Origin of the sequence: Tenacibaculum sp. 1B UA, assembly GCF_033978845.1 — a bacterium.
GTDB lineage: Bacteria > Bacteroidota > Bacteroidia > Flavobacteriales > Flavobacteriaceae > Polaribacter.
Genome location: NZ_JAKVUA010000011.1, coordinates 1 through 26,382, shown reverse-complemented (window position 1 = coordinate 26,382; position 26,382 = coordinate 1). Strand labels below are relative to the sequence as shown.

28 protein-coding genes are annotated in these 26,382 nt (G+C 32.5%); 25 read left to right on the top strand and 3 right to left on the bottom strand.

Features of this window, described 5'->3' with window-relative positions; genetic code table 11:
• Positions 1-82 precede the first annotated feature (82 nt).
• Both MK851_RS09680 and MK851_RS09675 read left to right on the top strand, forming a co-directional pair.
• On the top strand, positions 83-1,840 hold the full coding sequence (locus MK851_RS09680) for an aromatic amino acid hydroxylase (RefSeq protein WP_320243499.1): 1,758 nt from the start codon (positions 83-85) through the stop codon (positions 1,838-1,840).
• 34 nt (positions 1,841-1,874) lie between these two features.
• Complete coding sequence (locus tag MK851_RS09675; protein WP_320243497.1) at positions 1,875-2,156, top strand: rhodanese-like domain-containing protein; 282 nt, start codon at positions 1,875-1,877, stop codon at positions 2,154-2,156.
• Positions 2,157-2,167: 11 nt separating this feature from the next.
• Here MK851_RS09675 and MK851_RS09670 read toward each other — a convergent pair whose 3' ends face one another.
• Positions 2,168-3,118: a GSCFA domain-containing protein gene (locus MK851_RS09670; protein WP_320243495.1), complete on the bottom strand. Its 951-nt coding sequence runs from the start codon at positions 3,116-3,118 to the stop codon at positions 2,168-2,170.
• 111 nt (positions 3,119-3,229) lie between these two features.
• Between MK851_RS09670 and MK851_RS09665 the strand changes: the two genes are divergently transcribed.
• From MK851_RS09665 to MK851_RS09585, 17 genes are all read left to right on the top strand, one after another.
• Positions 3,230-4,123: a MerR family transcriptional regulator gene (locus MK851_RS09665; RefSeq protein WP_320243493.1), complete on the top strand. Its 894-nt coding sequence runs from the start codon at positions 3,230-3,232 to the stop codon at positions 4,121-4,123.
• Positions 4,124-4,337: 214 nt separating this feature from the next.
• Entirely contained in the window at positions 4,338-5,297 is a 960-nt protein-coding gene (locus MK851_RS09660) for a fasciclin domain-containing protein (protein WP_320243491.1), read from the top strand.
• Between the two features lie 79 nt (positions 5,298-5,376).
• The gene (locus tag MK851_RS09655; RefSeq protein WP_320243488.1) at positions 5,377-6,858 is read left to right on the top strand and encodes a phytoene desaturase family protein; all 1,482 of its coding nucleotides are present in this window, start codon (positions 5,377-5,379) and stop codon (positions 6,856-6,858) included.
• Positions 6,842-7,684 carry a phytoene/squalene synthase family protein gene (locus tag MK851_RS09650; RefSeq protein WP_303507883.1) on the top strand — a complete coding sequence of 281 codons (843 nt, stop codon included), beginning with the start codon at positions 6,842-6,844 and terminating at the stop codon, positions 7,682-7,684. Before MK851_RS09655 ends, MK851_RS09650 begins: the two co-directional genes overlap by 17 nt.
• A complete protein-coding gene (locus MK851_RS09645; RefSeq protein ID WP_320243486.1) occupies positions 7,681-8,127 on the top strand; it encodes a hypothetical protein in 447 nt (148 codons plus the stop codon). Before MK851_RS09650 ends, MK851_RS09645 begins: the two co-directional genes overlap by 4 nt.
• Positions 8,124-8,579, top strand: a complete 456-nt coding sequence (locus MK851_RS09640; protein WP_320243484.1) for a sterol desaturase family protein — start codon at positions 8,124-8,126, stop codon at positions 8,577-8,579. The genes MK851_RS09645 and MK851_RS09640 overlap by 4 nt, the downstream gene beginning before the upstream one ends.
• On the top strand, positions 8,576-9,277 hold the full coding sequence (locus MK851_RS09635; protein ID WP_303507880.1) for a lycopene cyclase domain-containing protein: 702 nt from the start codon (positions 8,576-8,578) through the stop codon (positions 9,275-9,277). The genes MK851_RS09640 and MK851_RS09635 overlap by 4 nt, the downstream gene beginning before the upstream one ends.
• Positions 9,264-9,737 carry a TspO/MBR family protein gene (locus MK851_RS09630; protein ID WP_303507879.1) on the top strand — a complete coding sequence of 158 codons (474 nt, stop codon included), beginning with the start codon at positions 9,264-9,266 and terminating at the stop codon, positions 9,735-9,737. The genes MK851_RS09635 and MK851_RS09630 overlap by 14 nt, the downstream gene beginning before the upstream one ends.
• A 3-nt stretch (positions 9,738-9,740) precedes the next feature.
• Positions 9,741-10,394 (top strand): TetR family transcriptional regulator C-terminal domain-containing protein, encoded by a 654-nt coding sequence (locus tag MK851_RS09625; protein WP_303507878.1) that lies wholly within the window; start codon positions 9,741-9,743, stop codon positions 10,392-10,394.
• Positions 10,391-11,701 carry an ABC1 kinase family protein gene (locus MK851_RS09620; RefSeq protein WP_303507877.1) on the top strand — a complete coding sequence of 437 codons (1,311 nt, stop codon included), beginning with the start codon at positions 10,391-10,393 and terminating at the stop codon, positions 11,699-11,701. Before MK851_RS09625 ends, MK851_RS09620 begins: the two co-directional genes overlap by 4 nt.
• Positions 11,701-12,315: a flavin reductase family protein gene (locus MK851_RS09615; protein WP_320243481.1), complete on the top strand. Its 615-nt coding sequence runs from the start codon at positions 11,701-11,703 to the stop codon at positions 12,313-12,315. Before MK851_RS09620 ends, MK851_RS09615 begins: the two co-directional genes overlap by 1 nt.
• Complete coding sequence (locus tag MK851_RS09610; protein ID WP_320243479.1) at positions 12,312-13,730, top strand: SDR family oxidoreductase; 1,419 nt, start codon at positions 12,312-12,314, stop codon at positions 13,728-13,730. The genes MK851_RS09615 and MK851_RS09610 overlap by 4 nt, the downstream gene beginning before the upstream one ends.
• A 2-nt stretch (positions 13,731-13,732) precedes the next feature.
• Complete coding sequence (locus tag MK851_RS09605) at positions 13,733-14,410, top strand: SDR family oxidoreductase (RefSeq protein ID WP_320243476.1); 678 nt, start codon at positions 13,733-13,735, stop codon at positions 14,408-14,410.
• A gap of 11 nt (positions 14,411-14,421) precedes the next feature.
• Positions 14,422-14,946: a CIA30 family protein gene (locus MK851_RS09600; protein ID WP_320243474.1), complete on the top strand. Its 525-nt coding sequence runs from the start codon at positions 14,422-14,424 to the stop codon at positions 14,944-14,946.
• A gap of 1 nt (position 14,947) precedes the next feature.
• Positions 14,948-15,490, top strand: coding sequence for a glutathione peroxidase (locus MK851_RS09595; RefSeq protein ID WP_408034051.1), 543 nt, complete (start codon positions 14,948-14,950; stop codon positions 15,488-15,490).
• On the top strand, positions 15,490-15,975 hold the full coding sequence (locus MK851_RS09590) for an SRPBCC family protein (protein ID WP_303507872.1): 486 nt from the start codon (positions 15,490-15,492) through the stop codon (positions 15,973-15,975). The genes MK851_RS09595 and MK851_RS09590 overlap by 1 nt, the downstream gene beginning before the upstream one ends.
• The gene (locus MK851_RS09585; RefSeq protein ID WP_320243471.1) at positions 15,965-17,251 is read left to right on the top strand and encodes a deoxyribodipyrimidine photo-lyase; all 1,287 of its coding nucleotides are present in this window, start codon (positions 15,965-15,967) and stop codon (positions 17,249-17,251) included. Before MK851_RS09590 ends, MK851_RS09585 begins: the two co-directional genes overlap by 11 nt.
• 38 nt (positions 17,252-17,289) lie before the next feature.
• Here the strand turns inward: MK851_RS09585 and alaS are convergent, their stop codons facing one another.
• On the bottom strand, positions 17,290-19,905 hold the full coding sequence (alaS, locus tag MK851_RS09580) for an alanine--tRNA ligase (protein ID WP_320243469.1): 2,616 nt from the start codon (positions 19,903-19,905) through the stop codon (positions 17,290-17,292).
• Positions 19,906-20,058: 153 nt separating this feature from the next.
• Here alaS and MK851_RS09575 point away from each other — a divergent pair, with 153 nt between their 5' ends.
• The 6 genes from MK851_RS09575 to MK851_RS09550 all read left to right on the top strand — a co-directional run bounded on the left by MK851_RS09575 (position 20,059) and on the right by MK851_RS09550 (position 25,099).
• The gene (locus MK851_RS09575) at positions 20,059-21,027 is read left to right on the top strand and encodes a M23 family metallopeptidase (protein WP_303507869.1); all 969 of its coding nucleotides are present in this window, start codon (positions 20,059-20,061) and stop codon (positions 21,025-21,027) included.
• Between the two features lie 21 nt (positions 21,028-21,048).
• Complete coding sequence (locus MK851_RS09570) at positions 21,049-21,378, top strand: MerR family transcriptional regulator (protein WP_115900005.1); 330 nt, start codon at positions 21,049-21,051, stop codon at positions 21,376-21,378.
• A 19-nt stretch (positions 21,379-21,397) separates the two neighbouring features.
• Positions 21,398-21,994 (top strand): LemA family protein, encoded by a 597-nt coding sequence (locus tag MK851_RS09565; protein WP_320243466.1) that lies wholly within the window; start codon positions 21,398-21,400, stop codon positions 21,992-21,994.
• Positions 21,995-22,000: 6 nt separating this feature from the next.
• Positions 22,001-22,438, top strand: a complete 438-nt coding sequence (locus MK851_RS09560) for a TPM domain-containing protein (RefSeq protein WP_303507867.1) — start codon at positions 22,001-22,003, stop codon at positions 22,436-22,438.
• A 22-nt stretch (positions 22,439-22,460) separates the two neighbouring features.
• Entirely contained in the window at positions 22,461-23,309 is an 849-nt protein-coding gene (locus MK851_RS09555) for a TPM domain-containing protein (protein WP_320243464.1), read from the top strand.
• 86 nt (positions 23,310-23,395) lie between these two features.
• Complete coding sequence (locus MK851_RS09550; protein ID WP_320243462.1) at positions 23,396-25,099, top strand: alkaline phosphatase D family protein; 1,704 nt, start codon at positions 23,396-23,398, stop codon at positions 25,097-25,099.
• A gap of 275 nt (positions 25,100-25,374) precedes the next feature.
• Here MK851_RS09550 and MK851_RS09545 read toward each other — a convergent pair whose 3' ends face one another.
• Complete coding sequence (locus MK851_RS09545; RefSeq protein ID WP_303507864.1) at positions 25,375-26,100, bottom strand: DUF6261 family protein; 726 nt, start codon at positions 26,098-26,100, stop codon at positions 25,375-25,377.
• Positions 26,101-26,382 lie beyond the last annotated feature (282 nt).

The following is a 26,382-nucleotide window of genomic DNA, read 5'->3' as shown; positions in this document are numbered from 1 at the left end:
ATACAAAATATATAATTTAACGGATATCAATTTTTTGTGAACTATAAAAAACTTAAATTTACACAGCAAAACAAACAACATTATGGAGCCTCACTTTGAGTTAAATGAAGTTACTAAGAAGTTACCCAAGCACTTACATAAATTTGTGGTACAACAGCCATATGATGAATATACGGCTCAAAACCAAGCTGTATGGCGTTATGTGATGCGTATGAATGTAGATTATTTAGGAAAAGTAGCATATGATTCGTATTTAGAAGGGCTGAAAAAAACAGGTATTTCAGTAGAAAAAATTCCTTATATGCAAGGGATGAACCGTATTTTGAAAGAAATTGGTTGGGCAGCAGTGTCTGTAGATGGATTTATACCGCCAAATGCTTTTATGGAATTCCAAGCATACAACGTGTTAGTGATTGCGTCTGACATGCGTACTATAGATCATATTGAATATACGCCTGCACCAGATATTATTCATGAGGCAGCAGGACACGCACCAATTATTGCAAACCCAGAATATGCTGAGTATTTACGTCGTTTTGGAGAAATTGGAGCAAAAGCGATTTCTTCAGCTAAAGATTACGAAATGTATGAAGCCATTCGTTTATTATCTATTCTAAAAGAAGATCCAAATTCTACTCAAAAAGAAATTGATGAAGCGCAAGAAAAAGTGGAGTGGTTGCAAGATAATATGGGAGAACTTTCAGAAATGGCTCAAATTAGAAACTTACATTGGTGGACGGTTGAGTATGGATTGATAGGAACTCTTGATGATCCGAAAATTTATGGAGCTGGATTGTTATCTTCTATAGGAGAGAGTAAATGGTGTATGAAAGATGAAGTAAAAAAAGTTCCATATACATTAGATGCTGCAAATGTAAGCTTTGATATTACAAAACCTCAACCTCAATTATTTGTTACGCCAGATTTTGCTCATTTAAGTTTGGTGTTGGAACAGTTTGCTAATAAAATGGCAATACGAACAGGGGGATTAAAAGGGATAGAAAAACTAATAGACTCTAAAAATTTAGGAACTATTGAGTTGAGTACTGGTATTCAGATATCGGGTGTTTTTACAAATGTAATAACAGAAGAGAATAACAAAGCTATATATGTACAAACGACAGGGCCTACTGCCTTAGCAAATAGAGATAAAGAGTTAATAGGTCACGGTATAAATTATCATGCTGAAGGTTTTGGTAGTCCAATAGGAAAGTTAAAAGGAATTAATATTCCGATAGAAAACATGAGTCCACGTGATTTGAAAGCTTATGGAATTTACGAAGGAGAACAAGTTACGTTGGAATTTGAAGGAGGGGTAAAAGTAGTAGGAGAAGTAATAACAGGAACAAGGGATTTAAGAGGTAGGATTTTACTAATTTCTTTTAAAAACTGTACGGTTACTCATGGTGACACATTATTATTTCACCCAGATTGGGGAGTGTATGATATGGCAGTTGGTGTTGAGGTAGTGTCGGCTTTTGCTGGATCAGCAGATGTGGTTTCTTTTGGAGATGTAGGAAAAGTATCGGAAACTAAAACACACAAAATTCAATATTCTGAATCAGATAAAAAGTTATATAATTTATATGATAAAGTAAGAGAGATGAAAGAAGGTGGCACGGTTTCTGAGGAAAAAATTCAGGAAATTTTTAAAGAAGTAAACACGCAGTTTAAAAACGATTGGTTATTGCCATTAGAATTGTTGGAATTGGCAGAGCTAAACAATTTTTCAATAAAAGAAACGTTACGTGAATACATTGAAAACATGAAAAGTAACAAGAGTTACACTACGTTAATTGAAAACGGTTTATTTTTGTTGGAAAATTACCAAGAAGTATAAAATGGGATTATTTAATTTATTTAGAAAGAAAAATATGAGTAACGAAATACAGGAATATTTAGCTAAAGGAGCGGTTGTGTTAGATGTGAGAACTTTAGCAGAATGGAATGAAGGGCATAGCGAAGGAGCTAAGCATATCGTGTTAGCTACAATTCCTACAAATGTAGAGGAAATTAAATCGTGGAACAAACCAGTAATTGCAGTATGTAGAAGTGGTGGTAGAAGCGGACAAGCAACTGAGTTTTTGCAAAGTCATGGAGTAGATATAATTAATGGAGGTCCTTGGCAAAATGTAGATCAATTTTTAGTAAAGTAAATACGTAAAGATTAAAAATTTATAAAAGGAAATGCTTGTAAAAGTGTTTCCTTTTTTTGTTGCAGCTTTTTTAAAAATAACTGATGTGCTTCAGAATTAGGATTAAAAGGCTTATGATTTAAGCCTCTTTGAATAGTTTCAACTTCTTGCATAGTTTGGTTAGACTTTTCTGCAATCCAAACCTCTTTAAACTTTCTCCAGATATAATTTATAGCAGTTTTGTTTGGGTGAATCATATCTTCATTGTAAAAACGATAGTCACGTAATTCATCCATCATAATCTCATACGAAGGAAAATAATAAAAATTGTTTCTAGGGGCTACTACTTGGTGTATGGCAGAAACTAAATGTGCTTTACTACGTTGATTTTCTATAAAGCCATCTTTTAAATGTCGTACAGGTGATACTGTGTAAATAATAGTAATATTTTTATTTATTGACTTAACTAAAGAATTAATAGCTTTCATACTCTCTGAGATTTCTTCAACAGTTAATAATTCTTTTGAAAATTTTTTTTGCGGAATTTTATGACAATTGGCAACTAAAATATCTGAAGTAATTTCTCGATAAACCCAAGCAGTACCTAAAGTGATAATAAGATGTGTGGCGTTTCTTAGTTGCTGAAAAGTTTGTTGGATTAATGAGTTTAAGTTGTTTAATAACTCATCCTTGTCAGAAGTACTTAAGCTAGAGTGTGCTTCAAAAGAATGCCAGCGTTCATTGTGAAAAAAAACATCTTTGTCAGTATATTCTTCTTTGTTCAATGTTTTTGTAATTAAGTTTTCAATTGCTTTAGGGTGGAATAAAATACCAAAAGGATTTTGTTTTGATTGAAGCTTATAATAGTTCAGTATGTTACCAATATTTTCAGAAAAACAAGAACCAAGCAAAAGTAGTTTTGACTGATAATTAATTTGATTATGCTTTTGTTTATTAAGTGGTATTTGCGTTTGAAGATTCATAAATTTTAAGAAAAAGAACAATCAAAAATAAGTATAAAATCTTCATAAGAAGTGATGTAGATTTGTAATTCGTTAAAATTTGTATCTTTGTTCAAAAGAATTTAAAATAAATTGAACAATATTAAATCGACATTCACGATTAAAGACCTTGAAAATATTTCAGGAATAAAAGCTCATACGATACGAATTTGGGAAAAACGCTATAATTTGTTATCGCCAGAGAGAACGGATACCAATATTCGTTATTATTCTTCAGAGAATTTACAAAAATTGCTAAATGTTGTACTGTTGAATAAAAACAATATTAAGATTTCTAAAATAGCAGAAATGTCTGATGATACAGTTGTTTTAAAAGCTAGAGAGCTAGCTTTTAAAATGGCTGTAAATGATGAAGCAATAAATTCTTTTAAGTTAGCAATGTTTCAATTTGATAAAACATTATTTAACAATGCTTATAATAGATTGCTTAAAAGAAAAACGTTTAGAGAGATCTTTAAGGATGTTTTTGTGCCTTTTTTAAATCATATAGGTCTGTTGTGGCAAACAGATACATTGTTGCCTGCTCATGAGCACTTTATTTCTAACTTAATAGTGCAGAAAATTCAAATTAATATAGAGAAATTAGAGTATTCTAATAGTAATTCAGAAGTGAGCTATGTGTTGTTTTTGCCTGAAAATGAAATTCATGAACTAGGGTTGATGTATTTGAATTACGAGCTCATATTAAGAGGGTATAATACAATTTATTTAGGACAAAGCTTACCTTTAGATAACTTAGATTGTTTTTTTAAAAGTAAAGAGAAGGTCTGTTTCATTACTTCTATGACTGTTCAACCGTATGATGATAAGGTAGAGGAATATTTTTCAGAAATTGAGGAGGTGCTTGAAAATACAAATCACGAATTGATAGCAATAGGGAATAAAGCTATGGCAGTTGATAATGTTGATTTTAAAGCGAAAATAACAGTGTATTCTTCGTTAAAAGTATTCCTAAATAAATTCTAATTTTTTTTGAATTATTTTATTTTGTTTATTTTTTATTTGTTTTTGTTAAACAGAAAATGTAATTTTGACTAATGTTTTGATTTTCAAGACATATTTTTTTAGTAAAACTTATTTTGTTTAATGTTTTTTGTTTAAAAATAAACAAAGTCTATCGAGGCTGAAAAATAGACTATAAAAATAAAAAGAGTAAGCATTAATTTTAAAGTGTATAATTATGAAAGTAAAAAATTTAACTTCTGTGTTTTTTTTGGGGCTGTTTTTAAGTTTTGGTTTGTTAACATCGTGTAGTGATGATGACGATCCAGTGGTAGAAAAGCCCAAAACCATAGTTGATGTGGCAGTTGCAGATTCCAACTTAAGTATTCTTGTTTCTGCTTTACAAAAGGCTGATTTAGTATCCGCTTTACAAGCCGAAGGATCTTTTACGGTTTTTGCGCCTACAAACGCAGCGTTTCAAGTGTTGTTAGATAGTAATGACTCATGGAGTTCTTTATATGATATTCCGGTAGAAACATTAAAATCAGTGTTGTTATTTCATGTGATAAGTGGAGAAGTAAAAGCAGCTGATTTATCCAATACGTATGTAAATACGTTGTCTACAGGTCCAAACGATGAGATGTTGTCATTGCAAGTGGAAGTTGATGGAGCTGTAGAATTTAATGGAGATTCAAAACCAATAGCAACAGATATTATGGCTTCAAATGGGGTTATACATACAATAGATAAAGTAATGTTGCCAGCTAATGTAGTGACTTTAGCATTAAATAACAGTGGTTTTACTTCTTTGGTTGCAGCTTTGACAGATGATCGTCATACTTCTGACTTTGTTTCTTTATTAAGTCAAGAAGGACCATATACAATATTTGCTCCGACAAATGCAGCATTTCAAGCATTGTTAGATAGTAACGATTCTTGGAATTCGTTAGCAGATATTCCGATAGGAACCATAGAAGCGGTTTTAAAATATCATGTATTTGCAGGAGGGAATGTGCAGTCAGACGAATTAAGTGATAATCAAGAAATCACAATGTTTGATGGTAATGTGGTTACAGTTGATTTATCAAGTGGAGCAAAATTAGATACAAGTTCAGGACAGTCTGTTGTAATTTCATTGACCGATGTACAAGGAACGAATGGGGTAATTCATGTAGTAGATAGTGTTCTTTTGCCTTAGTTAAGGTGTTAAGTTGTTGACTATAAACGAGAAATATTTCTCGTTTATAGTTAATTTAATTATATTTATAAGAAATAATTTGAAAAAAAAAGTATACATAATAGGTTCAGGATTCTCATCTTTATCAGCTTCATGTTATTTAGCTAAGGCTGGATATGAAGTAGTAGTAGTGGAAAAAAATGCTACAATTGGAGGTAGAGCGAGACAATTGTTAAAAAACGGTTTTACTTTTGATATTGGTCCTACATGGTATTGGATGCCAGATGTTTTTGAAAAGTTTTTTGCAGACTTTGGAAAGCTGCCTTCAGATTACTACGAGTTAGAAAGGTTAAGTCCTGCTTATGAAGTGTACTTTGAAAAAAAAGATTCAATTATAATTCCAGGAACATTAGATGAGATTTATGAGGTTTTTGAAAAAGAAGAAAAAGGAAGTTCAAAACACCTGAAGTCTTTTCTAAAATCAGCAAAATATAATTATGATGTTTCTATAAACGACTTAGTTTATAAACCAGGAATTTCTCCTCTAGAGCTGGTGACTCCTGTTACTATGGGAAAAATATTTCAGTTTTTTTCTACTATCAGACATGAAGTAAGAAAGAAAATTAAGAGTAAAAAGCTAATTCAAATTTTAGAGTTCCCAGTATTGTTTTTAGGAGCAAAACCTAGTAATACACCTGCTTTTTATAATTTTATGAATTATGCCGATTTTGGCTTAGGTACATGGCATCCAAAAGGAGGAATGTACAAAGTTGTTGAGGCTATGACAACTCTAGCTACTAGCTTAGGAGTAGAGTTTCAAACCAATGCAAATGTTGAAGAAATTGTAGTAAATGATAAAGGAGAAGCGATTGGGGTTGTGGTTGATGGAAAATTAATGGAATCTGATATAGTGTTAAGTGGAGCAGATTATCATCATACAGAAACTTTACTGCCTAAATATCTAAGACAGTATTCAGAAAGTTATTGGGATAAAAAAACATTTGCACCTTCATCATTACTCTTTTATGTAGGGTTTGATAAGAGATTAAAAAATGTATGTCATCATACACTGTTTTTTGATACAGATTTTGATGTGCATGCAAAAACAATATATGATGTTCCTAGTTGGCCAAAAGAACCATTATTTTATGCGAGCTTTCCCTCTATTACAGATGGTTCTTTTGCGCCAAATGGAAAAGAAGCAGCCACTTTTTTAATTCCGTTAGCTCCAGGTTTAGAAGATACACGAGAGTTGAGAGAACACTATTTTGATGTTATAATAGAGAGGTTAGAAAAGTTAACAGGGCAATCAGTAAAAGAACATGTATTGTTTAAAGAAAGTTTTTGTGTTAATGATTTTGTGAAAGAGTATAATTCGTACAAAGGAAATGCTTATGGGTTAGCCAATATTTTAACACAAACAGCATTTTTAAGACCAAAGATAAAGAGTAAAAAAGTAAAGAGTTTATTTTTTACAGGACAATTAACGGTGCCAGGACCAGGAGTTCCTCCGTCTTTAATTTCAGGAAAAATAGCTTCAGATTTAATTTTAAAAACGTACAAAGATGAAACAATTATTTGATGAGGTTTCTTATGCATGTAGTAAGTTAGTAACTCAAAAATACAGCACTTCATTTTCGTTAGCCACGAAGATGTTATCACCAAAAATACGTACAGATATTTATAATATTTATGGTTTTGTACGCTTTGCGGATGAAATAGTTGATTCTTTTCATCAGTACGATAAGAAACAATTATTATTAAAGTTTGAAAGAGATTATTACGAATCTAAGAATAGAGGAATTAGTTTAAACCCTATTTTAAATTCGTTTATACACACTGTAAATAAGTACAAAATTTCTGATGAGCAGGTTCAGGCTTTTTTAAAAAGTATGAAAGCAGATTTGTACAAAACAGTATATACAACTACAGAAGAGTATAATAAATATATCTATGGTTCTGCTGATGTTGTTGGGTTAATGTGTTTAAAGGTTTTTGTAAATGGGAATCAGCAAAAATATGAGGAACTAAAAGAGCCTGCAATGCGTTTAGGGTCAGCGTTTCAAAAAGTAAATTTTTTAAGAGACTTAAAAGAAGATTTTAACGAATTGAATAGGTCTTACTTTCCAAATATCAATTTTGGGGATTTAAGTACAGAAGGAAAAAATACAATTATTAAAGAAATAGAAGATGATTTTGATATTGCTTACAAAAACGGAATTTTAAAGTTGCCTGTTGAAGCAAAATTTGGGGTGTATATGGCATACAGATATTACAAAAAACTATTAAAAAAGCTAAAAAATACACCTTCAACAAAAATCATGGATACAAGAATTCGAATTTCAAACCCGATGAAAATTAATCTTCTAGCAAGAAGTTATGTAAGGTATAAATTAAACTTTCTATGATAAAAAGTGGTATCTTAGGAGTGCTGTTCTTTATGTCGATTATAGGCTTCAATAATGCACCTAATTTTGTTATAGAATACCATGAATTAACTACTAAAGAAGCAGAGTTATCTTACATAAAAAAATATAAAAACAGTAAAGAAGTAAGTATTCAGGGGTATGTAATTTCTCTTGAAATGAAGCAGGCAAAATATAAAACAATGCCTTGGAGTAAACTAAAAGTTTTTAACACTAATAAAAACAAATTAGAAGAATTAATTTTAAAGAACCCTAACAATATCCATCTAAGGTATATAAGATTAGTAATACAAGAAAATACACCAGGTATTTTAGGATATACATCTTCTATTAAAAAAGACAAGCAGTTTTTAAAAGAGGTGCTTCAAAAAAAAGACAGTGTAAGTTATTTACACACATATATAATTAACAATACATCATTATGAATATAACAATATATATAGCAGTAACTATACTAACGTTTATTGTTATGGAAGGTGTTACTTGGTGCACACATAAATATGTGATGCACGGTTTTGGTTGGTATTTACATGAAGACCACCATCAATCAGGATATCCACATGTTTTTGAAAAAAACGATGCTTTTTTCGTGGTCTTTGCAATTCCTAGTATCTTATTATTTTACTTCGGAATTCGACCAGAGTTAAATTTTTTGTTTTTTATAGGATTAGGTATTCTGTTGTATGGTATTGCTTATTTCTTGGTACATGATGTGTTAATTCATAGAAGATTTAAGTGGTTTGACAAAACACATAACCAATACTTAAAAGGATTACGAAAAGCACATAAAATTCATCACAAACATATGGGAAAACACGACGGAGAATGTTTCGGAATGTTGTTTGTACCCTTTAAATATTTTAATAAAAGACAGTGAGTCAGTATTTATATCTAATATTAAACCTAGGCAGTTTAAGTATTCCGCTATTGTATAGTGTTTTTGAAAAAAAACTACACTTTATACAATATTTCAAACAAGCAGCGCTTAGTATTTTGTTAGTTGCCTTGTTTTTTTTGATTTGGGACAGTTGGTTTACGCAAATAGGAGTGTGGGGCTTTAACCCTGATTACTATTTATCCTTAAAATTACTGCACATGCCAATAGAAGAATGGATGTTCTTCTTTTGTATACCTTATGCATGTTTATTTACACATGAAGCATTAAAATTTTTATTTCCAAAGTTTAAAATGTCAAAGTCAATGACAGTAATCATAAGCTTTTTACTCATAGTTTTAGTGAGTTTATTATTGGTTTTTAACTTCGGAAAGTGGTATACAACAGTTAACTTTATGCTATTCCTATTGCTGTTGGCTTATGCGTTAAAATATCATTTGAATACGTTACAAGAATATTATCCAAGCTTCTTGGTAATATTAGTTCCTTTTTTAATCGTCAACGGAATTTTAACAGGAAGTTTTATAGAAGAACCAGTTGTTTGGTATAACAACTCAGAAAACTTAGGATTTAGAATTTTCACCATACCCTTTGAAGACATTTTTTATGCATTTACAATGTTGTTTTCAGTACAATTAATCTTCAATTCTTTAAAAAGAAAAAAACTTGAAAGAAAATAAATACATACGATTTTTAATATTCCTAATAGCTAATTTTTCAGCTTTAGCTATTGGAGCTTGGTTAATGAACGAAGGGCCAAGAACAGATTGGTACTTATCTTTAAACAAAGCTCCATGGACACCGGCAGGTTGGGTTTTTGGAGCAGCATGGACAACCATTATGGTATTGTTTTCTGTATATATGACTAAAGTGAGTTTTCAACATGAATTTTTAAACAAAAAAGTACTCATTTTATATATAGACCAATGGATTTTAAACGTAAGTTGGAACTATATTTTCTTTAATCAACATTTAACAAAACTAGGTTTAGTAGTAATCGCTTTATTGTGGATACTCGTAGGTTATTTCACTTTTGAGTATGTAAAAAAAGTAAAATGGTATACACTATTTATTCTTCCGTATTTAATATGGATGACGATTGCAACTAGTCTCAACGCATACATTGTATTAAACAATTAAATCATGGCAAAAAAAAAGAATATAACTCAAGAAAAAATAATAGAATGGTATATGAACGCTGTACTATCAGCAGGTAAACCAAACTCCATATTTTCTTTCGCGCAAGAAAACAACTTTGAAGAGGCAGACTTTTACAAACATTTTTCAAGTTTTGAAAGTTTAGAAAAAGCTATTTTCGGAGTTTTTGCAAAAGAAACTATTCACTTATTGCATAAAACAGAAGCATACAAAGACTATTCATCAAAAGATAAACTATTAAGTTTTTACTTTACTTTTTTTGAACTGTTAACAGCTAACAGATCGTACGTATTGTTGCAATTCAAGGAAATGAAAACCGACTTTTCAAGATTATCTATATTGAAAGAGTTGCGAGTAGAATTTATTGATTTTGTAAACGGATTAGATCTTGAAAAAATTGACTTTAAAAATGAAAAAGTAAATAAAATTCAAGATAAAACTGTTACAGAAGGATATTGGATGCAGTTACTAATGATCTTAAAATTTTGGATTGATGACGAATCTCTTAATTTTGAAAAAACAGATCTTTTTATAGAGAAGTCAGTAAAGGCTAGTTTTGATATTCAACAAATAGGACCTGTAAAAAGTGTGATTGATTTAGCGAAATTTTTGTGGAAAGAAAAATCACCAATGACATGAAAACCTTAAACAAAATACCTACGTCAAAAATAGAACGAGCTACGAAGTTAGTTTCAACAGGAGTAAAAGTTGGTGTAAATTATGCTAAATACTACGGAAATAAAATCACCAAATCAGAAGAGGAAGCAAAAAAACAGCTCAACGAAGATAATGCTACTGATATTTACGATGGATTAAAAGAACTAAAAGGGTCCGCATTAAAAGTAGCACAAATGTTAAGTATGGAAAAAAATATTTTACCCAATGCTTATGTAGAAAAGTTTTCATTATCACAGTTTTCGGTTCCGCCATTGTCGGGGCCTTTAGTAACCAAAACGTTTAAAAAAAACTTCAACAAAACACCGGATGAAGTTTTTGATACGTTTGTAGCAGAATCTGTAAATGCAGCAAGCATAGGACAAGTTCATAAAGCTACAAAAGATGGAAAAGAACTAGCTGTAAAAATTCAATATCCTGGAGTTGCTGATAGTATTTCGACAGATTTGGCAATGGTTAAACCTATTGCGATGAAAATGTTTAACATTAAGGGAGAAGGTTCAGATGAGTACTTTAAAGAAGTTGAAGAAAAGCTTTTGGAAGAAACTAATTACGAATTAGAACTTGCACAGAGTAATGAAATCGCTGATGCCTGTAAACATATTCCAAACTTAAAATTCCCAAAATACTATCCAGACTTGTCATCAGATAGAATTTTAACAATGGATTGGATGTATGGAGTACACCTGTCAGAATTTACTAAAGAAGAACAAACTGAAGACGTTGCAAATAAACTAGGACAAGCTTTGTGGGACTTTTACATGTATCAAATGCACAAGCTAAAAAAAGTACATGCAGATCCGCATCCAGGGAATTTTTTAGTATCCAAATCAAATGAATTGATTGTTATAGATTTTGGATGTATGAAAGAAGTTCCTGAAAGTTTTTATGTGCCTTATTTCGAACTAGCGAAAAGAGATAATATAGATAATCCAGCTTTTTTTGAAAGTAAACTCTATGAATTAGAAATCTTAAGAAAAGACGATACGCCTGAAGAAATTACATTTTTTAAAGCATTGTTTTATGAAATGTTATCGCTTTTTACACAACCTTTTCAGCAAGAAGAATTTGATTTTTCAGACGAGGAGTTCTTCGGGAAGATAGCAGATTTAGGTCAGAAATATGCTAAAAGTACCGAGCTTAAAAAGATGAATGGAAATAGAGGTTCAAAACACTTTATTTATATCAACCGAACATTTTTTGGTTTGTATAACTTAATGCATGACTTAAAAGCAAATAAGGTAAAAATCAATAATTTTAACACGATATAATGCACATCACACGTCAACAAATAGACGAGTTTTCTCATTTGTATAAAATAAATTTGATGAATAGCATTTCTGGTTATAAACCAGCAAACCTTATTGCAACAAAATCTAACGACAACATAACCAATGTTGCAGTTTTTAGTTCGGTAGTGCATTATGGTTCAAGCCCAGCAATTTTAGGGTTTGTATTACGTCCTACAACCGTTGTTAGGAATACGTATAACAATATAAAAGAAACAGGATATTATACAATCAATGCTATTAATGAAGCAATAATTGAAGAAGCGCATCATACCTCGGCTAAATATCCTTCGGAAATTTCTGAATTTGATAAAACAAGACTATCAGAAGAATTTAAAAGTAACTTTCACGCTCCATTTGTAGCAGAATCCCCTTTACAAATAGGAATGAAGTTCTTAGAAGAATATCATATTAAAGCTAACGGAACTATTTTAGTTCTGGGAGAAGTAACTGATTTATTTTTTAAAGACAATATGCTTTCAGAAGATGGTTTTTTAAATCTATCCGAAGAAAAAATAGCAGCCATTAATGGATTAGATACTTATGTGGTTGCAGAAAACTATACAAGATTATCATATCAAAGACCAAAGAAATGAAAATTTTAGTTACAGGCACAACAGGTTATATAGGAAAACGGTTAATTGTAAGGTTGCTAGAAAGCAATCACCAATTGGTTTGTTGTGTCCGTGATTTAGATAGAATACCAGATGAGTTTGAAAATAATTCGAATATTACTTTTATAAAAGTAGATTTTTTAAATACAGAAAACACAAGTTTTCCAAAAGATATCAATGCAGCGTATTATTTAATACATTCGATGGCTACAACATCAGAAAACTTTGAAAACTTAGAGTTAACCTGTGCAGAGAACTTTAAAAGTTTGATAGAGCCTACCAACTGTAAACAAGTTGTATACTTAAGCGGAATTGTAAATGATAATTCATTATCTAAACATTTGCAGTCAAGATACGAAGTAGAAAAAAAGCTACAATCAAACAGTTATGCATTAACAACCTTTAGAGCAGGAATTATTGTAGGAAGCGGAAGTGCTTCTTTTGAAATTATAAGAGATATTGTAGAAAAACTTCCAGTAATGGTAACTCCTAAATGGCTAAAAACAAAAACACAACCTATTGCGGTTAGAGACGTATTAGCTTTTTTAGAAAATAGTTTACAGGTTAAAGAAACCAATAATAAATCTTTTGATATCTGCGGTCCTGAAATATTAACCTATAAAGAAATGTTATTACAGTTTGCTGAGGTAAGAGGTTTTAAAAGATATATTTACACACTCCCAGTTTTAACACCAAAGCTGTCTTCTTATTGGTTATATTTTGTAACATCAACCTCTTTTAACCTGGCGCAAGCCCTAGTGGATAGTATGAAGGTTGAAGTAATAGCAAAACCAAGTGCTATTAATACGTTACTTAATGTAGCGCCAATAACCTATAAAGAAGCGGTAGCATTAGCTTTTCAAAAAATAGAACAAAACGAAGTAATTTCTAGTTGGAAAGATGCTATGAGTAGTGGTGTTTTTCATGACCAATTAGCAAAACATATTCAAATACCTCAATACGGATGTTTTAAAGACATTAGAGTTAGAGAAGTGCAAAATGAAACAGAGACACTACATAAAATTTGGAGTATAGGAGGAGAAACAGGATGGTATAAATTCAATTTTCTTTGGAAGATAAGAGGATATGTAGATAAATTTTTTGGAGGTGTAGGTTTAAGAAGAGGAAGAAGGCACCCAGCAGAATTAGAGCCAGGAGACCCACTCGATTTTTGGAGAGTGTTATTGGCAGATAAAAAGAATAAGCGGTTGATTTTATTTGCTGAAATGAAATTACCTGGAGAAGCATGGTTAGAGTTTAAAATAGTAAAAGACAAATTATATCAAAGAGCAGTTTTTAGACCTAAAGGAATTTGGGGAAGAATGTATTGGTATGCTGTTTTACCTTTTCACGCATTTGTATTTAAAGGAATGATTAATCATTTGGTAAAAGCGTAATTATGAAAACAATTGTAGTAGTAGGAGGGAGTAGCGGTATAGGAAAAGCTATTGTTAATAAGTTAAAAGACTCATACACCATTATAAACATTAGTAGAACAGTACCAGAAACTCATGAAAATATAAAACATTACACATGTGATGTTACCAAAGATGAACTTCCAGAATTAGAAGAAGTTCACGGATTAGTTTATTGTCCTGGTAGTATCAATCTAAAATCCTTTTCAAGATTAAAATTAGAAGACTTTCAATCCGATTTAGATATCAACGTTCTTGGAGCAATTAAAACATTGAAAACTTATGAAAGCTCGCTGGCTCAAAATAATGGAAGTGTAGTGTTGTTTAGCACTGTAGCTTCGTTTTTAGGAATGCCTTTTCATGCAAGCATTGCAACAAGTAAATCGGCAATAGAAGGACTTACAAAATCACTAGCGGCAGAATATGCGACTAAAGTTAGATTCAATGCAATTGCTCCTACGGTAACAGATACACCTTTGGCAGCTCGTTTGTTGCGAAATGAAAAGCAACAAGAGAGTATGCAGGACAGACATCCGTTAAAAAAATATTTAAAAGCAGAAGAAGTGGCAAGTTTAGCCGCTTATTTATTGTCTGACGAAGCATCAGCAATTACTGGGCAAATAATTCCTATAGATGCAGGAATTGTAAGTGTAAAAATTTAAAAAAGTAAAGAATGAAATGGCTTTTAATTCTAAGTTTTCTTATGTTTTTGAATGATGAAATTATATTTTTTGATAAAGATAATAACGCTCAAAGATGGTATATCGTTAACGATACTGTAATGGGAGGTATTTCTAGCTCTTCTGTAAAAATTAATGAGAAAGGACGTTTAGCTTTTTCAGGAAGAGTTTCTACTGAAAATAATGGTGGATTTGCTATGACGAGAATGCCAACAGACATAAATTTAAACAAACAACACTCAAAGATTATATTAAGAGTAAAAGGAGATGGAAAACAGTATCAACTACGATTAAAATCAAATGAGTCTCAGCGTTACTCTTATGTACAAGTATTTAGAACAAATACACAAGAACAAGAAATTATATTACCACTAACAGGGTTTTATCCTGCTTTTAGAGGTAGAAAGTTAAACTTTGGTAATTTTTCTGCTAACCAAATAAAAGAAGTAGCAATTTTAATAGGAAATAAAAAAGACGAAGATTTTTCGTTAGAAATCATAAAAATAGCAATTCAATAAAATGAACACAGTAAAAATATTTTTAATCATGGCATTATTTAGTTTTTCAGGCAAAGCACAAACCGTGGAGCCTAAAGAATCGTTATACGATATAAAAATTGAAGGTATTAATGGAGATAACCTAGATCTTCATCAATTCAAAGGGAAGAAAATATTATTTGTAAACGTAGCTTCAAAATGTGGTTTTACAAATCAGTATGAAGGTTTACAAGAACTATACACAAAACATAAGGATAAATTAGTAATTGTAGGATTGCCATGTAATCAATTTGGAGGCCAAGAACCAGGAACAATAAAAGAAATTCAATCGTTTTGTAGTGTAACCTATGGAATAGGTTTTCCTATGACAGAAAAAATTGAGGTTAAAGGAGAAAATCAACATCCGTTATACCAATGGCTAACACAAAAAGAGAAAAACGGAAAAATGAGTTCTTCGGTAAAATGGAATTTTCAAAAATATTTGGTAGATGAAGAAGGAAGGTTAGTTGATGTTTTTTATTCAATAACCAAGCCAATGAGTAAGAAAATCACCAAACTGTTATAATGATTCATTTCAAAAAACATTCAGGAATTTATACTTTATCAACAGAGCAGATTTTAAACGTTCCGTTGAAGCAAGCATGGAAATTTTTCAGTGCTCCAGGAAATTTGCAAAAAATAACCCCTTCACACATGGGGTTTCAAATTACTTCAGAGGTTGATAAAAAAGCCTATGCAGGACAAATAATTACCTACAAAGTAGGAATTTTACCAGGTATTAAGTCTAGTTGGGTTACTGAAATTACACAAGTAAAAGAACAACAATTTTTTATAGATGAACAGCGATTTGGTCCTTATAGCATGTGGCATCACGAACATTGGTTTGAAGGGTTGTCAGAAGGAAAAACGTTAATGAAAGACAAAATTTCATACAAAATACCTTTTGGTTTTTTAGGGCATATCGCCCAATCAATCTTTATAAAAAGGCAGTTAAAAGGAATTTTTAAACACCGTTATAGTACGTTAGAAAAATTATTTAATGGAAGATAAAGTATCGATTTTTTGGTTTCGTCGAGATTTACGTTTAGAAGATAATAAAGGTTTGTATGAAGCACTGCAATCAGGAAATAAGATAATTCCGTTATTTATTTTTGATGAAGATATTTTAGAAAGTCTAGCTAAAAATGATGCGCGTGTAACGCTTATTTATGAAACGCTAGAAAAACTCAATGAGGAGTTAAAAACCCATCAATCATCTCTTATCCTTAAAAAAGGAAAACCTTTAGCAATTTGGAAAGAACTAGCCAAAGAGTATAGAATTGAAGCAGTTTATACCAACAAAGATTACGAGCCTTATGCAATTAAAAGAGATAAAGAAGTAGCTGACTTTTTAGCATCAAAAGGAATAAGATTTAATGCTTTTAAAGATCAAGTAATTTTTGAAGAGAACGAAGTTTTAAAAAACGATGGAACTCCATATACAGTTTTCACACCTTATAAAAACAAGTGGTTGCAAAACTTCTCCGAAAAGAAAGATACGCAAGATTTTACGATCGACTTTGCTAACTTTTATCATTTTTCATCTGAATTTCCATCATTAGCTTCCATAGGTTTTGAAGAAAGTACAATTAAAGTAAAACCATACAACTTATCTAATTTGGATTTGTATGATGAGGTGAGGGATTTTCCTGCTGAAGATAAAACTTCGTATTTGTCACCTTATTTACGTTTTGGGTTGGTAAGTACTCGAAAAATGGTTCGTTTTGCTTTAAAAACTAACCAAACTTTTTTAAGTGAACTGATTTGGCGTGAGTTTTTTATGCAGATTTTATATCACTTTCCAAAAGTAGTTACCCAGAACTTCAAACAAAAGTACGATGCAGTTCCTTGGAGGAACAACGAAGAAGAATTTAAAAAATGGTGTGAAGGTAAAACTGGGTATCCGATGGTAGATGCAGGTATGCGAGAGCTAAACAAAACAGGATACATGCACAACAGAGTACGAATGATAACCGCAGGGTTTTTATGCAAGCATTTATTAATTGATTGGCGTTGGGGAGAAGCATACTTTGCCGAAAAATTGTTAGATTATGATTTGTCGGCAAACAATGGGAATTGGCAATGGGCAGCAGGTACAGGTTGCGATGCAGCTCCGTATTTTAGAGTGTTTAACCCAGAATCTCAGTTAAAAAAGTTTGATAAAAATTTACACTATGTTAAAAAATGGGTAAAAGACTTTGATGAGTTAACCTATCCGAAACCAATGGTAGAACACAAATTTGCGAGAGAACGAGCGATAAGTACCTATAAAAAAGCATTACAATAAAAAAAGGTTCAGAATTTTCTGAACCTTTTTTGTATGTATTAAGCAATATAGTCTTTTGCTCTTTCTAATGCTTTTGGAATTCCTCCAGGGTTTTTACCTCCTGCAGTAGCAAAGAAGTTTTGTCCACCACCACCACCGTGGATTAGTTTTCCTAATTCTCTAACAACCTTTCCAGCATCGTATCCTTTTTCGTTAGCTAAGTCTTTAGAAATATAACAAGTTAACATAGCCTTTTCAGCAGAAGGAGCAGTAGCAAATACCACAAATAAATTGTTAACTTCTCCTCCTAACTCAAATAATAAATTTTTAATGCTATTAGGATCTAAATCTACTTTAGTTGCTAAAAACTGAACCCCATTTACTTCTTGTAACTGGTTTTTAAGTTCACCTTTCATGTTTTTAGCTTTATCTTTTAATAGTTGCTCAACTTGCTTTTTTAAAGCAGCATTTTCATCTTGTAAGCTATTTACCGATTTAGCAACATCTTTAGGGTTTTTTAATAATTGTTTTACCGCATCGTAGTTACGCTCAACGCCTTCAAAGTAATCACCAACAGCTACATTCGTAATCGCTTCAATTCTTCTGATTCCAGCAGCAACAGCACCTTCCGATTTTATTTTAAAATACCAAATATCACCTGTTTGTTGTACATGTGTTCCACCACATAATTCCATTGATTGTCCAAAACGGATGGTACGAACACTATCACCATACTTTTCACCAAATAAAGCTACGGCACCTTCGTCAATAGCTTGTTGCATTGGTATATTTCTTTGCTCTTGTAACGGAAGGTTTTCACGAATACGAGCGTTCACAAATTCCTCAACAGCTTCTAATTGATCTTTGTCTACTTTAGAAAAGTGAGAAAAATCAAAACGTAAATGTTCTGGACTAACTAAAGAACCTTTTTGCTCCACATGCTCACCTAATATAGTGCGTAAAGCTTGGTGCAATAAATGTGTTGCAGAGTGGTTACTTGCTGCTAATTTTCTAAAATCATTACTAACAATTGCTTTGAAGGTCTCGTGTAAATTGTTAGGTAGGTGTTTGGTGTAATGAATAATTACATTATTCTCTTTCTTAGTGTCTAATACGTGAATAACATCCCCATTTGGAGACTCTATATGTCCTTTATCACCAACTTGTCCACCACCTTCAGGATAAAAAGGAGTCATGTTAAATACCAGTTGATATTGGTCTCCATCTTTTTTCGTGGTAACTTTTCTGTAACGAGTTAGTTTTACGTTGGCAGCCAACATATCGTAGCCAATAAACTCTTCTACATCATCTTCAATTAAAACAACCCAATCGCCAGTTTCGCTAGCAGAAGCAGCACGAGAACGCTCTTTTTGAGCTTTCATTCCAGCATTAAACTCTTCTTCATTGATTTCATATCCTTTTTCACGAGCAATTAACTGTGTTAAATCTAAAGGAAATCCATAGGTGTCATATAGTTCAAAAGCACGTTTACCAGAAACAACTTTACCATTAGTTGTCGTAATAATTTGGTCTAATAATAATAATCCTTGGTCTAGGGTACGTAAGAAAGAACTTTCCTCTTCTTTTATAACATTATGTACTAAGTTACTTTGTTTTTTAATTTCAGGAAAAGCATCACCCATTTGGTGGGCTAGAGTTTCTACCAATTTATAAATAAAAGGCTCTTTCTGGTTTAAGAAAGTAAATCCATAACGAATAGCACGACGTAAAATTCTACGAATTACATAACCTGCACCGTTATTACTTGGTAATTGACCATCGGCAATGGCAAATGCAACCGCACGAACATGGTCAGCAATCACACGAATAGCAATATCAATTTTTTCATCTTTACCGTATTTAGATCCAGTAATTGTTTCAACTTCACGAATTAAAGGAGTAAATACATCAGTATCGTAATTAGATTGAACCCCTTGTAAAACCATACATAAACGCTCAAACCCCATACCAGTATCAATATGTTTTGCAGGAAGATCTACCAAAGAACCATTAGCTTTACGGTTGTATTGCATAAAAACTAAGTTCCAAATCTCTACAACTTGAGGATGGTCTTCATTCACTAACGATTTTCCATCAACGTTAGCTTTTTCTTCAGCAGAACGAATATCAACATGAATTTCGGAACACGGACCACAAGGACCTTGTTCACCCATTTCCCAAAAGTTATCTTTTTTGTTCCCCATTAAAATACGCTCTTCAGCAATGTACTGTTTCCAAATATCGTATGCTTCTTGATCCATTTTTGTACCATCACTTTCATCACCTTCAAACACAGTTACGTACAAAATATCTTTATCTACTTTATAAACCTCAGTCAGCAATTCCCAAGCCCAAGCAATAGCTTCTTTCTTAAAATAATCACCAAAACTCCAGTTACCTAGCATCTCAAACATGGTGTGGTGGTAAGTATCGTAACCAACCTCTTCCAAATCGTTGTGTTTACCAGAAACACGTAAACACTTTTGACTATCAGAAATTCTGCCATTTTTAGGAGTAGAGTTTCCTAAGAAAAACTCCTTAAATGGCACCATACCAGCGTTGGTAAACATTAAAGTAGGGTCGTTCTTTAACACCATAGGTGCTGAAGGAACTATTTCGTGTTGTTTTGATTTAAAATAATCTAAAAATTTAGCTCTAATATCTTGAGATTTCATACAACTCTGGGTATCTGTATTTTGTTAAAATATATTTAAAAAACTGCTTGTAAAAAGAAGTTTTAAAAGATTTTGTAAATTTGTGGGTTTTCAAATTGTACATCCCCTTAGGATGCTTCATTTAAAAAGCACAAAAATAGTACATTTAGGATTATGGCAAAAGTAAAATATTATTATGACCCAGACACTTTATCGTATAGAAAGATAGAGGTTAGGAGAAGTGAAAAGTATAAAAAAACTTTTTTTGGAATACTTAGTTTTTTATTGATTGCTTTTTTTGGTTTTATAGGTTTTAGTCAGTTTTTAATGTCTCCAAAAGAGCGCGCTCAAAAAAGAGAATTAGAAAACTTAAAATTACATTATGAGTTGCTTTCAAAAAAGATGGAAGAAAGCGCTGAAATCTTAACTGATTTACAAAAAAGAGATAATAATATTTATAGAACATATTTTGAGGCAAGTCCAATACCAGAAGAGCAACGAAAAGCAGGTTTTGGAGGTGTAAATAGATATAAACATTTAGATGGTTTTGATAACAGCTCTATGGTAAAAAAGGTAACCAAAGAGCTAGATATTTTATCAAAGCAAATGGTAGTACAATCAAAATCGTTGGATGAGATTGTTGAATTAGCCAAAGAAAAAGAAAAAATGTTGGCTTCTATACCAGCTATTCAGCCTGTAAAAAATCAAGATTTAAAAAGAATGGCATCGGGGTATGGAATGCGTTTACACCCTATATTAAAGTCGTGGCGTATGCATAATGGAATGGATTTTACCGCACCAACAGGCACGCCAATCTTTGCATCAGGAAACGGTATTGTTAAAAAAGCACATAGAAGTTCTACTTTTGGTAAAGTGGTTTATATAAATCATGGATACGGATACCAAACCATTTATGCTCACATGAGTAAAATTATAGCAAAGAGAGGGCAGAAAATAAAGCGTGGTGATTTAATAGGGTATGTTGGAAACACAGGACGTTCTGCAGCACCACACTTACATTACGAAGTACATAAAAACGGTAGACCTGTAAATCCTATTTACTATTATTACGGAGATTTAACTCCAGAAGAATTTGCAGCCATGCAAAAAGCTTCACAACAAAAAGGTCAGTCGTATGACTAAACACATAACAAGCTGTGAAAAATGTATGTAGACTTACCTGATAAACGATATTATAGAATAGGTGAAGTCGCTAAAGCTTTTGGGGTAAATAGTTCACTCATTAGGTTTTGGGATAAAGAGTTTGAAATCATCAATCCTAAAAAAAATGCTAAAGGTGATCGGTTGTTTACACAAGAAGACGTAAAAAACTTTAAAATTATTTACAACCTTGTAAAAGAAAGAGGGTTTACTTTAGACGGCGCAAAACAAAAGCTAAAGAAAAACCCAGCAGGAGTCTTAAATAATCAGGAAATTATTAGTAGATTAGAAACTGTAAAAGCAGAGTTAATAAAAATCAAAAATCAATTATAATTACAAAAAATCAAAGATTATGAAAAAATGGTTAGTGCCTTTAATTATTATAGGAGTTCTAGTATTTGGAATTTATTCATGGGCAAAAGGATTTTATAATACCGCAGTAACATACCAAGAAGATGCTAAAACTACATGGTCTAATGTAGAGAGCTCTTACCAACGAAGAAACGACTTAATTGGTAACTTGGTAAAAACGGTACAAGGAGCAGCCGATTTTGAAAAGAGTACGTTAACAGAGGTAATCAACGCAAGAGCAAAAGCAACTTCTGTAAACATTAATGCTGGTGACTTAACACCAGATAAAATGGCACAATTTCAACAAGCACAAACAGGGTTAAGCGGAGCTTTATCTAAGTTATTAGTATCTGTAGAGCGTTATCCAGATATCAAAGCAAACAAAAACTTCTTAGAATTACAAAGTCAGTTAGAAGGAACAGAAAACAGAATTAATGTAGCACGTGACCGTTATAACGAAAGCGTTAATAAGTATAACAAGCATATTAAAATGTTTCCTGGTAACTTGTTAGCGGGGATGTTTAACTTAACTGAAATGGCACGTTACAAGGCTGATGCAGGTTCAGAGAATGCGCCTGATGTAGATTTTAAATTCTAAAAATATATGTCTAAAGTAGAAGATTTTCTTACAGCCAAAGAAGAAGAGGAAATCGTTCAGGCTATTAGAGAAGCAGAACGAAATACTTCTGGTGAAATTCGTGTACATATAGAGAGAACTACGGAAGGTTCTCACTATGACCGAGCACTAGAAGTATTTCAAATGCTTAAAATGTTTAATACCCAGCAACGAAACGGTGTGTTGTTGTACATCGCTGTTGACGATCATATATTTGTAATTTACGGTGATGAAGGTATTAACAACGTGGTTCCCGATAACTTTTGGGAAACAACCAAAGAAGCCATCCAAAACCAATTTAAACAAGGAGATTTTAAACAAGGAATTATAGATGGTGTGCTAAAAGCAGGAAAAGAATTACAAGCTCACTTTCCGTGGACTACAGATGATGAAGATGAGCTAAGCAACGAAATATCAAAAGGCTAAAACCTTCACAGAAGGAAGAAATATGATAAAGAATATAACGTCATTATATAAAAGAACAAGCAAGTTACAAAACGTAAAAGTTGTTCTTTTTTTTATTGCATTTTTATGCGGACACACTCTTTTTTCACAAGGATTTGAAATTCCAGAAACACCTAAAGAGCAAACAAGTGTTTACGATTATGTGAATCTTTTATCACCCAGTCAAAAAGCAAGCTTAGAAAATAAGCTAATTAAGTATTCTGATACCACTTCAACACAAGTAGTAGTAGCAATTATAAGCTCTACACAAGGAGAAGAAATAGGGTATTTAGCTACCAATTGGGCGCATGAATGGGGAATAGGACAAGAAAAGGAAGACAACGGAGTATTTATGTTGTTGGCAAAAGACGATCATAAAATAACCATCCGAACAGGTTATGGAACCGAGCACTTATTAACCGATTACGTTTCTCGACAAATTATAGAGTACGACATTATTCCTTATTTTAAACAAGGAGACTATTATGCTGGGTTAAATAGTGGAGTAGATGCTGTTTTTAAAGTAATGAGGGGTGAATACAAAGGGGCTAGAAAACAATCTAAAAAAACAGACTTTAGTTTTATTGTCTTTATCATCATTCTGGTAGTATTTTTTATCATTATCTCAAGCGGAAGTAAAGGAAACCGTGGAGGAGGAAGAGGCTACAGAAAATCAGATATTGCAAGAGGTATTTTAGAAACCATTATTTTAAGCAACGCTGGTAGAGGCGGTTTTGGCGGAGGAAGCTTCGGTGGAGGATCGTCAGGAGGAAGTTTTGGAGGCGGAGGCGGCTTCGGCGGAGGTTTCGGCGGCGGAGGCTTTGGTGGTGGTGGAGCCACAGGTGGCTGGTAGTAACTTCATTTATTTAGTAAAGGTTAGGTAACGTTAAAGCAACGTTGAAATAGTACTTATGCAGGGAAATTAAAAGACCCCTATGTATGAAGACTAACATTAAAAGAAGAAACTTTTTAAGAAACTCATTATTAGTAACTGGAGGACTACTTTTAGTCCCTAACTTTATTAGTTGCAAAGATGATGATATTGATGAATTACCTATTCCAGATAATTTAGGAGAGAAAAACTTTGAGCAAGGAGTTGCTAGTTTTGATCCTACAAACTCGCAAGTTATTATTTGGACTCGTTACACCACCCAAAACGCTTCAGCAACCTTAATTTGGCAACTGGCAAAAGATAAAAACTTTAAAGACGTTGTTCGTCAAGCAGAAATAACTACTGATGCTTCAAGAGATTTTACCGTAGCTATTGAAATTAAAGACTTAGATGCAGGACAAAAACTATACTACCGTTTTGTAAGTGTTGATGATAAAGCAACATCGCCAGTAGGAGAAACCTTAACGTTTAGCGAATCAATTAGTGAAGTAAAACTAGCAGTAGCATCTTGTGCAAACTTTGCCTACGGTTACTTTAACGTATATGAAGAAATAAAAAAATCGGATGCAGATGTTGTAATCCATCTAGGAGATTATATCTATGAATATGGAGAGAACACTTACGGTTCGTTTAGAACACCAGAACCAAAAGGAGAAATTATTTCGTTAGATGATTATCGTATCCGCTACCGCCAATACCGTTCAGACGAGCAATTAAAAGAATTGCACAGAACCAAACCTTTTATTTGTGTTTGGGATGACCATGAGGTAGCTAACGATACGTATAAAGACGGAGCGGAAAATCATCAAGAAAATGAAGGTAGTTTTACTTCAAGAAAACAAAGTGCCTTAAAAGCGTATAGCGAATACTTACCTAACATGACGAATTTGGTAGATAATTCAATTATTTACAGAAACTTGAAAATTGGAAGTTTGGTAGATTTAATTATGTTAGATACGCGTGTTGTTGGTAGAGATAAGCAGTTAGAATATTCAGCGTATTATGATGAAAAAGGAGCGTTTGACGCAACAGCTTTTCAGCAAGCATGGTTAAACCCGCAACGCACCCTTTTAGGAACTACCCAATTAGGATGGTTAGAAAGTGAGTTAGCAGCAAGCAATAGTACATGGCAACTAATAGGGCAGCAAGTATTAATGGGAAAAATGTTAATTCCTGCTGAACTACTAACACTGTTAGCAACAGTAGTGGCAGAAGCATCGGCAACAGGTGGGGCAAGTGAAGCAACTTTTAATCAATTTAAAAAGACGATAACAGAGTTAGTAACTATTAAAACAAGAGTTTTACAAAACGACCCTACGTTAACAGCAGAAGAAAAAGCAAGAGTACAAACCGTATTGCCATATAACTTAGATGCTTGGGATGGCTATTTTATGGAGAGAGAACGCATTTTAGCAAGCTTTAAAAATAAAAATGTAGTAGTGCTGGCAGGAGATACTCACAATGCGTGGTATAGCGATTTAAAAGATAATTCTGGAGAAAAAGTAGCCGTAGAGGTAGCTACAAGTTCAGTATCATCACCAGGATTAGAAACTTACTTAGGAGCATCTGCAACAGAATTAGAAGGCGCCTTAGGCTTGTTAATAGACGATTTACAATACAGTAATTTCTCTCAAAGAGGCTATATGAAACTTACAGTAACAGCAGCAGGTATACAAACTGACTGGAACTATGTAGATACTGTTACCAACAAAACCTACTCAAATAGTATAGGGAAAACGGTAACTTTATAATTATATAACTTGTTGTGCATTTTTGAAGTTTTTTGTCGAAAGAATGTCTGTTCGAGTGATTTTCGATAGAAAATCGTATCGAGAACAACAATCTAAGATGTAAAATTTTATTCTCGATACTAATTTTACGGGTTTTTACCCGCAAAATTCACTCGAATTGACAAATTTTACTCAAAATGTACAAGGTTTACATAGCATTACCAATACATTAAAAGGCTCCTGAATTATTCAGGAGCCTTTTGTATGCTATAAAAGAAATACGAAATCTTCTAATGTTATACTTCTTCGGTAGTTGGAGTACTAGATTTAGACCTATTATCCACTACTAAATTATATTGCTTAGCCAACACATCAATCTCATTAAGTAAGGTTGGGTAGGCTTCGTTTTCAGAAAGTGTTGTATGCGCTTCAATGTGTAATACAAGTTTTCTGTAAATAAGCGTAGCTTCAGTACGCAACTCTTCAATATTGTTTTCTGGTGAAGCCGCTGTTTCACCTACACGCTCAATATACTTGGCAGAAAACTCGGTATTGGCATTTTTTAATTCAGCAACCCAAGTAGCTATATCAAGCAAAGAAATAGCCTGAATAAGCTCAGGTTCAGTTTCAAAATCTTTACAAATACTATCTAAAATAGCGGTTTGTTCTTGGTAACTTTTGCGAATAATATTAGTACCATGTGCATTTATAGTAGCAAGTAGTGCTTTGGCGGCACTTACTATAGCTTCGTTAAAATGGTTCTCATAACCATTTAAAATCATTTTAATTCCAGAAATAGCTTTATCCCTTCTAGTGTCAAGAGTTATAATTTCTTGTGTTAGGGTGCTTCCCTGCACTTGTTGGTATAAAACATCAATACGATTAACAATAGTTGTTAATTCGTTAGTGGGGTTTGTTAATGCTAACGCATCAACGTCTTGTAAGTTTACAAGTTGTAGAATATCTTTCATGTATTGTAGATATTCACCATTACGGTACCGGTTTAAATACGGACTGTTCATAAGCTAATTTTTAAAATTAATATTAAATATTTGTAGAAAGTGATTTGATAACTTTCATAGCGATAGCAATTTAAGAGTATAAAAGTTTTTAAAAAAGTTAACATTTGTTAAAGTTTACTTACTAATCGAGGTTTACATACGGTTACTATAGTTAATAGGGTACACTGTAAGGAGACTTGTGGAGAATTTTGTTATTTAAAGGAACGTTCAGCGCGTCACGCTGATGGTTTTGTTGTGTTGAGGAATGTTCAGCGCGTCACGCTGATGGTTCCGTTGTGTTGA

Excerpts from the sequence above, each read along its gene's own strand:
- MK851_RS09680 (WP_320243499.1), top strand. The coding sequence starts at position 83 with ATGGAGCCTCACTTTGAGTTAAATGAAGTTACTAAGAAGTTACCCAAG.
- MK851_RS09675 (WP_320243497.1), top strand. The coding sequence starts at position 1,875 with ATGAGTAACGAAATACAGGAATATTTAGCTAAAGGAGCGGTTGTGTTA.
- MK851_RS09670 (WP_320243495.1), bottom strand. The coding sequence starts at position 3,118 with ATGAATCTTCAAACGCAAATACCACTTAATAAACAAAAGCATAATCAA.
- MK851_RS09660 (WP_320243491.1), top strand. The coding sequence starts at position 4,338 with ATGAAAGTAAAAAATTTAACTTCTGTGTTTTTTTTGGGGCTGTTTTTA.
- MK851_RS09650 (WP_303507883.1), top strand. The coding sequence starts at position 6,842 with ATGAAACAATTATTTGATGAGGTTTCTTATGCATGTAGTAAGTTAGTA.
- MK851_RS09645 (WP_320243486.1), top strand. The coding sequence starts at position 7,681 with ATGATAAAAAGTGGTATCTTAGGAGTGCTGTTCTTTATGTCGATTATA.
- MK851_RS09640 (WP_320243484.1), top strand. The coding sequence starts at position 8,124 with ATGAATATAACAATATATATAGCAGTAACTATACTAACGTTTATTGTT.
- MK851_RS09625 (WP_303507878.1), top strand. The coding sequence starts at position 9,741 with ATGGCAAAAAAAAAGAATATAACTCAAGAAAAAATAATAGAATGGTAT.
- MK851_RS09620 (WP_303507877.1), top strand. The coding sequence starts at position 10,391 with ATGAAAACCTTAAACAAAATACCTACGTCAAAAATAGAACGAGCTACG.
- MK851_RS09615 (WP_320243481.1), top strand. The coding sequence starts at position 11,701 with ATGCACATCACACGTCAACAAATAGACGAGTTTTCTCATTTGTATAAA.
- MK851_RS09610 (WP_320243479.1), top strand. The coding sequence starts at position 12,312 with ATGAAAATTTTAGTTACAGGCACAACAGGTTATATAGGAAAACGGTTA.
- MK851_RS09605 (WP_320243476.1), top strand. The coding sequence starts at position 13,733 with ATGAAAACAATTGTAGTAGTAGGAGGGAGTAGCGGTATAGGAAAAGCT.
- MK851_RS09600 (WP_320243474.1), top strand. The coding sequence starts at position 14,422 with ATGAAATGGCTTTTAATTCTAAGTTTTCTTATGTTTTTGAATGATGAA.
- MK851_RS09595 (WP_408034051.1), top strand. The coding sequence starts at position 14,948 with ATGAACACAGTAAAAATATTTTTAATCATGGCATTATTTAGTTTTTCA.
- MK851_RS09590 (WP_303507872.1), top strand. The coding sequence starts at position 15,490 with ATGATTCATTTCAAAAAACATTCAGGAATTTATACTTTATCAACAGAG.
- MK851_RS09585 (WP_320243471.1), top strand. The coding sequence starts at position 15,965 with ATGGAAGATAAAGTATCGATTTTTTGGTTTCGTCGAGATTTACGTTTA.
- alaS (WP_320243469.1), bottom strand. The coding sequence starts at position 19,905 with ATGAAATCTCAAGATATTAGAGCTAAATTTTTAGATTATTTTAAATCA.
- MK851_RS09575 (WP_303507869.1), top strand. The coding sequence starts at position 20,059 with ATGGCAAAAGTAAAATATTATTATGACCCAGACACTTTATCGTATAGA.
- MK851_RS09570 (WP_115900005.1), top strand. The coding sequence starts at position 21,049 with ATGTATGTAGACTTACCTGATAAACGATATTATAGAATAGGTGAAGTC.
- MK851_RS09565 (WP_320243466.1), top strand. The coding sequence starts at position 21,398 with ATGAAAAAATGGTTAGTGCCTTTAATTATTATAGGAGTTCTAGTATTT.
- MK851_RS09560 (WP_303507867.1), top strand. The coding sequence starts at position 22,001 with ATGTCTAAAGTAGAAGATTTTCTTACAGCCAAAGAAGAAGAGGAAATC.
- MK851_RS09555 (WP_320243464.1), top strand. The coding sequence starts at position 22,461 with ATGATAAAGAATATAACGTCATTATATAAAAGAACAAGCAAGTTACAA.
- MK851_RS09550 (WP_320243462.1), top strand. The coding sequence starts at position 23,396 with ATGAAGACTAACATTAAAAGAAGAAACTTTTTAAGAAACTCATTATTA.
- MK851_RS09545 (WP_303507864.1), bottom strand. The coding sequence starts at position 26,100 with ATGAACAGTCCGTATTTAAACCGGTACCGTAATGGTGAATATCTACAA.